The following is a 9,499-nucleotide window of genomic DNA, read 5'->3' as shown; positions in this document are numbered from 1 at the left end:
CATGTTAAAGACACTATCCGCCATCAGGAATCCTTTAAACGGAAATTTAATCGCATGCCTTATGAGGAAATCGGTGATATTAGTCACTGTGTGCCCCAGCTATCTTTCTTTGAAGTGGCGGATTACGTGGCTTATCAGGATAGCTTAGCTCGTTTACGAAGAACATTGGGAAGAGAAGAACGACAGAAGTTGGAAAAAGTGATTCGTGGGGAACGTTTTGAAGGGAAGAAAGCCTTTTTAAAAAGCATCGAACCTTATTTCTCAGATTTTAGACCATAAGAAAAGACCAGAGGATTCTGGTCTTTTGTTTATTCTTCTGCTCGGAAGAAGGCTTTGTTTTAGTTGAAAACATGAATATTTGTTCTAAATAATCAAAAATAATTCGCTTTTAGCGAATTATTTTGCTAATTAAATGGATATTTTCAGAAAATTGTGGTAAAATTGAACAAATATTAGTTTTGGAGGCTTCTCATGAAAGCAATTATTACTGTTGTCGGAAAAGATAAAGCAGGTATTGTAGCAGGTGTTTCAGCAAAAATTGCTGAGTTTGGTTTGAATATTGATGATATTTCTCAAACTGTTTTGGATGATTTCTTCACAATGATGGCTGTTGTTTCATCTGATGAAAAACAAGATTTCACAGAATTACGCTCTGAATTTGAAGCTTATGGAGACACACTTAACGTCAAAATTAACATTCAAAGCGCAGCGATTTTTGATGCTATGTACAATATTTAAGGAGGCCAGCTGTGGATATTAGACAAGTTACTGAAACAATTGCAATGATTGAAGAGCAAAATTTCGATGTTCGTACAATTACTATGGGAATTTCTCTTCTTGATTGTATTGATCCTGATATTAACAAGGCTGCTGATAAAATTTACAAAAAAGTAGTCGAGAAAGCTGGTTCTCTTGTTGAAGTAGGAGATGAAATTGCTGCTGAGCTTGGTATTCCGATTGTCAATAAACGTGTGTCTGTGACACCTATTTCAATTATTGGTGCTGCAACTGATGCGACAGACTATCTTCCACTTGCACATGCTTTGGATAAAGCTGCACATGAAATTGGTATTGATTTCATCGGTGGTTTCTCTGCATTGGTTCAAAAAGGTTACCAAAAAGGCGATGAAATTTTGATTAATTCAATTCCTCGTGCACTTGCTGAGACTGAAAAAGTATGTTCATCAGTAAATATTGGTTCAACAAAATCTGGTATCAATATGACAGCCGTTGCTGACATGGGACGTGTAATTAAAGAAACTGCTGAATTGTCTGATTTAGGTGCTGCGAAATTGGTTGTGTTTGCCAATGCGGTTGAGGATAATCCTTTCATGGCTGGTGCTTTCCATGGTGTTGGTGAAGCGGATGTCGTCATCAATGTTGGTGTTTCTGGTCCTGGTGTTGTCAAACGTGCTCTTGAAAAAGTTCGCGGTGAAAGCTTCGATGTTGTTGCGGAAACTGTTAAGAAAACTGCCTTCAAAATTACTCGTATTGGTCAATTAGTTGGTCAAATGGCTAGTGAACGTTTAGGGGTTAAATTTGGTATTGTTGACCTTTCACTTGCTCCTACACCAGCTGTTGGGGATTCTGTTGCTCGTGTTCTTGAAGAAATGGGACTTGAAGCTGTCGGTACTCACGGTACAACTGCTGCACTTGCGCTTTTGAATGACCAAGTTAAAAAAGGTGGTATCATGGCTTGTAACCAAGTCGGTGGCCTATCAGGTGCTTTCATTCCAGTTTCTGAAGATGAAGGAATGATTGCTGCTGTTCAAAATGGTTCTCTTAATTTAGAAAAACTTGAAGCTATGACAGCTATCTGTTCAGTTGGTTTGGATATGATTGCAATTCCTGAGGATACTCCGCACGAAACAATTGCTGCTATGATTGCTGATGAGGCTGCTATTGGTGTTATTAACCAAAAAACAACAGCTGTGCGTATCATTCCTAAAGGAAAAGAAGGCGATATGATTGAATTTGGTGGACTTCTTGGTGCTGCCCCAGTGATGCGTGTTAACCATAATTCGTCTGCTGATTTTATCCACCGTGGTGGTCAAATTCCTGCGCCTGTCCATAGCTTTAAAAACTAATCTGTTAATCATTTTTAGTCATAAAATATCTAGGGTGAAAGTAATTTTTGCCCTAGTTTTTTGTGTGAAATCCGTCTTTAAAAACTTGTCTTTTTCCTAATTAAGATTGTGTTTTGGACGAAGGAGCAAAGCGAAAAATATGTTATAATAAAGTGGCATTAAAGTCTTAAATTACTATTTATTTTGTTATCACTATTTCTGTTTGTTTCTAGTTTATAGGAGGAAGCCAATGGTAAAAACAAGGTTGTATATTGCTCGTCATGGTAAGACAATGTTTAACACAATCGGTCGTGCACAGGGTTGGAGTGATACTCCGTTGACTGCTGAAGGTGAACGTGGTATTCAAGAACTTGGTGTCGGTTTAAAGGCTGCGGGTTTGACATTTAAGGAAGCTTTTTCAAGTGACAGTGGGCGGACTTTGCAAACAATGGAAATTATATTGCGAGAATGTCAGCAAGAGGACATTCCTTATACGCGTGATAAACGTATTCGTGAGTGGTGTTTTGGTAGTCTAGATGGTGGATACGATGGTGAACTCTTCAATGGTGTTCTTCCTCGAGTTTTTGACAAGGACATGACTAAGCTGTCTTACGAAGAATTAGCCAAGGGCATTTACAAAGTTGATACCGCTGGTTGGGCTGAGACTTGGGAAGAGCTAAGTAGTCGGATTTTAGAAGGATTTACTGCTATTGCCAAAAAAATTGAGGCATCAGGTGGTGGCAATGCCATTGTTGTGAGTCATGGTATGACTATTGGTACATTTTTGTGGTTAATTGACCCTACGACCCCAAGAGGTCTTGGACTAGATAATGGTAGTGTAACAGTTGTTAGTTTTGAGAATGGCAAATTTATTATTGAATCGATTGGAGATGTTAGTTATCGTCTCAAAGGTCGACAGTTATTAGAAGAAAGAAAAGATGAGAAAAAAGCGTAGTTTACCAACCTTAATATTAGGGTTATTAGTTATTATCATTTTTATTGTTGGAATTTTTGTTTTTGTTCAAGGAAATCAATTGACGTTAAAGGGAAATGCACGAAATGCTTCTACTTCGGTGAGTCAAAGTTCATCAGCTAAGTCCTCTTCAGTAGCTGCTAAGAAAAAAGTAGCGAATTTACCTGATGTTTCAACCAAAGATTGGCAATTGGTCTTGGTAAATCGTGACCACATCACGCCAGAAATGAATCCTGATTTGACGCAGATTGATAATATTACGGTTGATTCACGTATTGCTGATGATGCTCGTAATTTCTTGGCTGCAGCGCAAGCTATTGACGCTAGTGAACACTTGATTTCTGGTTACCGAAGCGTTGCGTACCAGGAAGAATTGTTTAATTCATATGTATCGCAGGAAATGGCTGCTGACCCAAGTTTGACACAGTCTGCGGCAGAAGATTTGGTTAAGACTTATTCACAACCGGCTGGGGCTAGTGAACACCAAACTGGTTTAGCCATGGATATGAGTACTGTTAATTACCTCAATCAAAGTGATGCTGATGTTGTGGAAAAAGTAAAAGCTATTGCGCCTGAATATGGATTTGTTCTTCGTTTTCCAAAAGGAAAAAGTGAGTCAACAGGTGTTGATTATGAAGATTGGCACTTCCGTTATGTTGGTAAAGAATCAGCAAAATACATGACTGACAATAATCTTAGCCTTGAAGAATACATTGCTTTGTTGAAGGAGAATAACCGATGAAATCTCGATTCTCTTTTGTTCAATTTCTTGTGTTTTTGGCTGTTTTGGTTTTAGGTATTTTTTCACCGCTATATGCTCACCGAGCAACACCTAGTGCAAATAAAACAGAAAAAGTTTCCTATAATAAGACGGAATTTTTTGCTGACATTGCATCAACGGTTCAAGAAGTAGCAGAAGCTTATGGCGTGCGTCCGTCATTGGTGATGGCACAAGCAGCGTTAGAATCTGATTATGGCCAAAATTTGCTAGCTGTAAAATATCATAATCTCTTTGCTGTTTCTGCGCAGCCTGGGAATAAGCCTGTGACTTTGAAATACAAACGTTATTTTGTCAATGAATGGCAAACTGAAATTGGTCAATTTGCTGTTTATAAGTCTTGGGATGATGCTATCTATGATTATTTTGCTTTGCTGAAGTCAGGAAAAATTCGAAATAGCGAAGGTGCTTATGACATTATGGTTTCTAACAAAGGATACAAGAAACCAGCCCAAGCATTGCAAGATATGGGATTTAGTTCAGACCCAAATTATGCGAGCAAATTGATTGCTATTATTGAAGAAAATGACTTAACAACATATGATAAATAAGGAATTAGCACTCTAGTAAAAAGAGTGCTAATTTTTTATGCTTTTTCCTTGACACTGCTTTTTAGAGGAGTATAATAGAATTATAAATTAGCAGTCGAGGTAAATGAGTGCTAAAAGTTGAAAGGGGCGAGGTTATGATTACACAACGTCAAAGTGAAATTCTGAATCTAATCGTTGAATTATTTACACAGACGCATGAACCTATTGGCTCTAAAACTTTGCAAGCAACTATCGATTCAAGTAGTGCTACCATTCGTAATGACATGGCTAAACTTGAAAAGCTAGGGTTGCTTGAGAAAGCTCACACGTCTAGTGGACGGATGCCAAGTGCTGCTGGATTTAAGTACTTTGTTGAGCATTCATTGAGTCTTGATAGTATCGATGAACGTGATATTTACCAAGTGGTTAAGGCTTTTGATTTTGAAGCTTTTAAGCTTGATGATATTTTACAAAAGGCAAGCCAAGTTTTGGCAGATATGACTGGTTATACATCAGTGATTTTGGATGTTGAGCCGGCTCGCCAGAAACTAACCGCCTTTGATATTGTTCAACTATCAAGTCATGACGCTTTAGCTGTTTTAACTTTGGATGAGTCTAAACCAGCGACCATTCAATTCGCCATTCCGAAAAACTTTATGTTGAAAGATTTGGTGACTTTGAAAGAAATCGTTGATGAACGTTTGCTTGGTCGCACGGTGATGGATATCCATTATAAGTTACGAACAGAAATTCCACAGGTTTTGCAAAAGTATTTCACAGTAACAGATAATGTTCTGGATTTGTTTGATTATATTTTTGCAGAATTGTTCAGAGAATTGGTTTTCGTAGCTGGTAAAGTTAATTCGCTTGATTATGCTGATTTGGAAACTTATCGTTTCTTGGATAATGACCAACGAGTGGCAGTTGCACTTCGCTCTTCAATGAAAGAAGATGAAATTGCCAATGTTCAGGTTGCAGATAGTCAAGAGCCAGCTTTAGCAAATGTGACTGTTTTGACACATAAGTTTCTGATTCCTTATCGTGGATTTGGGCTCCTTAGCTTGATTGGTCCCATTGATATGGATTATCGCCGAAGCGTTAGCTTGGTTAATGTCATCGGGCGAGTTTTAGCGATGAAACTTGGTGATTACTACCGATACCTTAATAGTAATCACTACGAGGTCAACTAAGTTTAGTAATTGAATTAAATTGATAAAAAGATAGGGAGGGACACAGTGTCAGAAGAAATTAAAAACGAAGAACTTCAAGAAGAAGTTGAAGCCACTGATGTTGTGACTGAAGAAAAAGTAGAAGAGCAGCCTCAAGAAGATGCTCAAAATGAAGAATTGCAAAAAGCACTTGAGCGTGCTGAAGATTTTGAAAACAAATACCTTCGTGCGCATGCCGAAATGCAAAATATTCAACGTCGTGCTAACGAAGAACGTCAACAATTGCAAAAATACCGTTCACAAGATCTAGCAAAAGCAATCTTACCAAGTTTGGATAACTTGGAACGAGCTCTTGCTGTTGAAGGTTTGACTGACGATGTTAAAAAAGGTCTTGAAATGACACGTGATAGCCTAGTTCGTGCGCTTAACGAAGAAGGTGTTGAAGAAGTGGTTGTTGAAAACTTTGACCACAACTTGCACATGGCAGTTCAAACACTTCCAGCGGATGATGAACATCCAGTGGACAGCATTGCACAAGTTCTTCAAAAAGGTTATAAACTTCACGAACGCTTGTTGCGTCCTGCGATGGTTGTTGTTTACAACTAATTGCAAATGACCTGACCGCAATGTCATTAAACTATAACAGAAAGCATAAAAAAGATAAATTCATATAAAAAAGAGGGATAGAACATGTCTAAAATTATTGGTATTGACTTAGGTACAACAAACTCAGCTGTTGCAGTTCTTGAAGGAACTGAATCAAAAATCATTGCAAACCCAGAAGGTAACCGTACAACTCCATCAGTTGTTTCATTCAAAAACGGTGAAATCATCGTTGGTGATGCTGCAAAACGTCAAGCAGTGACAAACCCAGATACAGTTATCTCTATCAAATCTAAAATGGGTACTTCTGAAAAAGTATCTGCAAATGGTAAAGAATACACTCCACAAGAAATCTCAGCAATGATTCTTCAATACCTTAAAGGTTACGCTGAAGATTACCTTGGTGAAAAAGTAACAAAAGCTGTTATCACAGTTCCTGCATACTTCAACGATGCTCAACGTCAAGCAACTAAAGACGCTGGTAAAATCGCTGGTCTTGAAGTAGAACGTATCGTTAACGAACCAACTGCAGCTGCACTTGCATATGGTCTTGATAAAACTGATAAAGATGAAAAAATCTTGGTATTTGACCTTGGTGGTGGTACATTCGACGTATCTATTCTTGAACTTGGTGATGGTGTCTTTGACGTACTTGCTACAGCAGGTGATAACAAACTTGGTGGTGACGACTTCGACCAAAAAATTATCGATTGGTTAGTTGCTGACTTCAAGAACGAAAACGGAATTGACCTTAGTCAAGATAAAATGGCTCTTCAACGTTTGAAAGATGCTGCTGAAAAAGCTAAAAAAGATCTTTCAGGTGTTACTCAAACACAAATCTCACTTCCATTCATCACTGCAGGAGCTGCTGGACCTCTTCACTTGGAAACAAGCCTTTCACGTGCTAAATTCGATGATTTGACTCGTGACCTTGTTGAACGTACTAAAACTCCAGTTCGTCAAGCTCTTTCAGATGCCGGTCTTTCAATCTCTGAAATCGACGAAGTTATCCTTGTCGGTGGTTCAACTCGTATTCCTGCCGTTGTAGAAGCTGTTAAAGCTGAAACTGGCAAAGAACCAAACAAATCAGTTAACCCTGATGAAGTAGTTGCTATGGGTGCTGCTATCCAAGGTGGTGTTATCACTGGTGATGTTAAAGACGTCGTACTTCTTGATGTTACTCCATTGTCACTTGGTATCGAAACTATGGGTGGTGTATTTACAAAACTTATCGACCGTAACACTACTATCCCAACTTCTAAATCACAAGTCTTCTCAACAGCTGCTGATAACCAACCAGCTGTAGATATCCACGTTCTTCAAGGTGAACGTCCAATGGCTGCTGATAACAAAACTCTTGGTCGTTTCCAATTGACTGATATCCCAGCTGCACCTCGTGGTATCCCTCAAATCGAAGTAACATTTGATATCGATAAAAACGGTATTGTATCTGTTAAAGCTAAAGACCTTGGTACTCAAAAAGAACAACACATCGTTATCCAATCTAACTCAGGTTTGACTGATGAAGAAATTGAAAAAATGATGAAAGATGCAGAAGCTAACGCAGAAGCTGATGCTAAACGTAAAGAAGAAGTTGATCTTCGTAACGAAGTTGACCAAGCTATCTTTGCAACAGAAAAAACAATCAAAGAAACTGAAGGTAAAGGTTTCGATACAGAACGCGATGCTGCTCAAGCTGCTCTTGATGAATTGAAAGCTGCTCAAGAAGCTAACAATCTTGAAGATATGAAAGCTAAACTTGAAGCTCTTAACGAAAAAGCTCAAGCACTTGCAGTGAAAATGTACGAACAAGCAGCTGCAGCTCAACAAGCAGCACAAGGTACTGAAGGTGCTCAATCAGCTGATTCATCAAACAACAATGGTGATGACGTTGTTGACGGTGAATTCACTGAAAAATAATTGAGTCTTCTAGACAGATTTACATTGGGTTTGAAACTCAGTATGTTGAAAATATAAATCTAAATGCAGAGGTTGCAACCCAGCCTCTGCTTTTGGGTAGATAGCATAAGTAGATAGCGACCGTAAGTCGCTTGAATGAACAAGCCTTTTGTGGCGAGAGTCAGATAAGCTTGTTTATAAAAAACCTTCTAATCAAATAGAAAGGAAAAGTGTTCAGAAATGAACACGAGCCAGGGATGGTGTCAAAAGGGAGATATAAACATCTTTTATTCAATCTCCTATTTTGACGACATCTAACGGCTTAATATCATAATTATGAACAATACAGAATTTTACGATCGTTTGGGTGTTTCTAAAGACGCTTCGCAAGCTGAAATTAAAAAAGCTTACCGCAAAATGTCTAAAAAGTATCACCCAGATATTAATAAAGAACCTGGTGCAGAAGAAAAATATAAGGAAGTTCAAGAAGCCTATGAAACTTTAGGTGATGAACAAAAACGTGCGGCTTATGACCAATATGGTCCTGCTGGTGCCAACGGTGGCTTCGGTGGTGGAGCTGGCGGTTTTGGCGGGTTTGATGGAGCTGGTTTCGGTGGATTTGAAGATATCTTCTCAAGCTTCTTTGGCGGAGGCGGCGGAATGCGTAATCCAAACGCACCTCGTCAAGGGGATGACCTTCAATACCGTGTTAATTTGACATTTGAAGAAGCTGTCTTTGGTGTTGAAAAAGAAGTAGCTTACAACCGAGAATCAACATGTTCAACTTGTCATGGCTCAGGTGCTAAACCAGGAACTAGTCCCGTAACATGTAGCCGTTGTCATGGTTCAGGTGTGATTAATGTCGATACGCAAACACCACTTGGTATGATGCGTCGCCAAGTGACATGTGATGTCTGTCATGGTACAGGTAAAGAAATCAAAGAACCATGTCATACATGTCGTGGAACAGGACACGAAAAGAAAACACACAAAGTGTCTGTTAAAATTCCAGCAGGTGTTGAAACTGGTCAACAAATTCGCTTGCAAGGACAAGGTGAAGCTGGCTTTAACGGCGGTCCTTATGGTGATCTTTTCGTTATCATCAATGTCTTGCCAAGCAATAAATTTGAACGTAACGGTTCAACAATTTACTACACAATGAACATCAGTTTTGTTCAAGCTGCGCTCGGTGATACTGTTGAAGTACCAACGGTTCATGGTGATGTTGAAATGACTATCCCAGCTGGTACTCAAACAGGTAAAACTTTCCGACTTCGCGGTAAAGGTGCTCCTAAATTGCGTGGCGGTGGCCAAGGTGACCAACACGTTACGGTTAATATTGTGACACCGACAAAACTTAACGATGCACAAGTTGAAGCACTTAAACAATTTGCGCAAGCAGGTGGCGATAAAGTTGGAAATCCTAAGAAAAAAGGTTTCTTTAATAAAGTAAAAGATGCCCTTGATGGTGAATAATTGAA

Annotated in this window: 9 protein-coding genes and 1 pseudogene; all 10 read left to right on the top strand. The window is 38.9% G+C overall.

Translation table 11 applies throughout. The annotated features are described in order from the left end of the window. Nucleotides 1–279, top strand: a pseudogene (locus BLR83_RS09420) (sigma-70 family RNA polymerase sigma factor); the annotation flags it as partial. 192 nt (nt 280–471) lie between these two features. Beyond that, nucleotides 472–738 carry an ACT domain-containing protein gene (locus BLR83_RS09415; protein WP_074561383.1) on the top strand — a complete coding sequence of 89 codons (267 nt, stop codon included), beginning with the start codon at nt 472–474 and terminating at the stop codon, nt 736–738. Nucleotides 739–749: 11 nt separating this feature from the next. Next, nucleotides 750–2,087, top strand: coding sequence for a PFL family protein (locus BLR83_RS09410; RefSeq protein WP_039696003.1), 1,338 nt, complete (start codon nt 750–752; stop codon nt 2,085–2,087). Between the two features lie 229 nt (nt 2,088–2,316). After that, nucleotides 2,317–3,021 (top strand): histidine phosphatase family protein, encoded by a 705-nt coding sequence (locus tag BLR83_RS09405; protein WP_074561382.1) that lies wholly within the window; start codon nt 2,317–2,319, stop codon nt 3,019–3,021. After that, a complete protein-coding gene (locus tag BLR83_RS09400) occupies nt 3,005–3,781 on the top strand; it encodes a M15 family metallopeptidase (RefSeq protein WP_074561381.1) in 777 nt (258 codons plus the stop codon). Before BLR83_RS09405 ends, BLR83_RS09400 begins: the two co-directional genes overlap by 17 nt. Further along, on the top strand, nt 3,778–4,368 hold the full coding sequence (locus BLR83_RS09395) for a glycoside hydrolase family 73 protein (RefSeq protein WP_074561380.1): 591 nt from the start codon (nt 3,778–3,780) through the stop codon (nt 4,366–4,368). Before BLR83_RS09400 ends, BLR83_RS09395 begins: the two co-directional genes overlap by 4 nt. A gap of 134 nt (nt 4,369–4,502) precedes the next feature. Further along, nucleotides 4,503–5,537: a heat-inducible transcriptional repressor HrcA gene (hrcA, locus tag BLR83_RS09390; protein ID WP_039696007.1), complete on the top strand. Its 1,035-nt coding sequence runs from the start codon at nt 4,503–4,505 to the stop codon at nt 5,535–5,537. 45 nt (nt 5,538–5,582) lie between these two features. Then, on the top strand, nt 5,583–6,122 hold the full coding sequence (grpE, locus tag BLR83_RS09385; RefSeq protein ID WP_039696008.1) for a nucleotide exchange factor GrpE: 540 nt from the start codon (nt 5,583–5,585) through the stop codon (nt 6,120–6,122). 84 nt (nt 6,123–6,206) lie between these two features. Further along, the gene (gene dnaK, locus BLR83_RS09380; RefSeq protein WP_074561379.1) at nt 6,207–8,039 is read left to right on the top strand and encodes a molecular chaperone DnaK; all 1,833 of its coding nucleotides are present in this window, start codon (nt 6,207–6,209) and stop codon (nt 8,037–8,039) included. A 315-nt stretch (nt 8,040–8,354) separates the two neighbouring features. Beyond that, nucleotides 8,355–9,494, top strand: a complete 1,140-nt coding sequence (gene dnaJ, locus BLR83_RS09375; RefSeq protein WP_074561378.1) for a molecular chaperone DnaJ — start codon at nt 8,355–8,357, stop codon at nt 9,492–9,494. Nucleotides 9,495–9,499: the final 5 nt, after the last annotated feature.

Source organism: Streptococcus equinus (assembly GCF_900101445.1).
Classification (GTDB): Bacteria; Bacillota; Bacilli; order Lactobacillales; family Streptococcaceae; genus Streptococcus; species Streptococcus equinus_B.
Note: the sequence above shows the minus strand (reverse complement) of the source record. Positions and strands in the feature narration are given on the sequence as shown.